At 68.8% G+C, this 918-nt stretch carries 1 protein-coding gene; it reads left to right on the forward strand.

Translation table 11 applies throughout. From position 1 onward, the window contains the following. The first annotated feature begins 428 nt into the window (after positions 1-428). Positions 429-821 carry a hypothetical protein gene (locus tag G6R25_RS24240; RefSeq protein WP_136449293.1) on the forward strand — a complete coding sequence of 131 codons (393 nt, stop codon included), beginning with the start codon at positions 429-431 and terminating at the stop codon, positions 819-821. Positions 822-918: the final 97 nt, after the last annotated feature.

Genomic DNA, 918 nt, shown 5'->3' on the forward strand with positions numbered 1-918 from the left:
GTAGATCTGTCCGGGCCCCGGGGCCCGGACGGTTCTCCAGCCACGCGCGAACGGTTGACGGCTTCCAGCGGGGCCGACGCGACGACGTCTGTACGTCGGGGTCCGGTAGGTGCCCCGAATGCCTGTAGCTACGCACGGTGTGGGGTGAGATGCCGGCCAGATTGGCTATGTCTGTGTAGTCGAGTAGTGGCTCAAAGTTGTCGATGGACTCTCCCATAGCCAGCAACCCTAAACGATTGACGTCCGAGGGATAGGTGTGTAGCGTTCCGTCCCGCAACTGAAAGCGCCCCCGGACCGGTGAGGAAACACCGGCCCGAGGGCTAACGGATCACCTGCTGCAAACAGGAGCCCGCTATGAGTCATCTTTCCCTGCCTGTGTGCGGATCTGCGCGCCAGGCTTCGCCCGCTGCCCGTCTGGGTGGTGTGGCATGAGTGCCCGCCGTCCGGGTCGGATCACGGTCACGGTCGACTACCCCGAGGAGATCTTCGACCCGGTGATCCTCGCCGCCCTGGAGGCCGGCCGTCGGGTGACCGCCGACGAGGAGCGGGACGTCCGCCGCCGGCACGCCGCCGAGCTCACTGCCGGGCCGGCTGTCTGCTGCCGGGCGTGCGGGTTCGTGCTCACCGCGCAGCATCAGGCCTGCCCGTCGATCGTGCTGGTGGACTCCCGTAGTCTGCCGATCGCGTTGACCGTCATCCCGCTGGCGCCGCGGCGGCGGTGCACCCGCTGCCACGGGCAGCTGGACGTGACGGTGACGGTGTCGGGGCTGCTGTGCTCGGTCTGCGGCGGCCAGGATGATCTGTTCGGTGGTGCGGCATGACCGCCCACCAGCTCCCCGCCGCCGGGCCGTCCGAGCAGGGTTGCAACCCGCCGGAAATCGGGGTTCCTCGCGCGCGCACGCGTAGGACCCCCTCCGG

This window comes from Candidatus Frankia alpina (assembly GCF_902806485.1).
GTDB classification, from domain to species: Bacteria; Actinomycetota; Actinomycetes; order Frankiales; family Frankiaceae; genus Frankia; species Frankia alpina.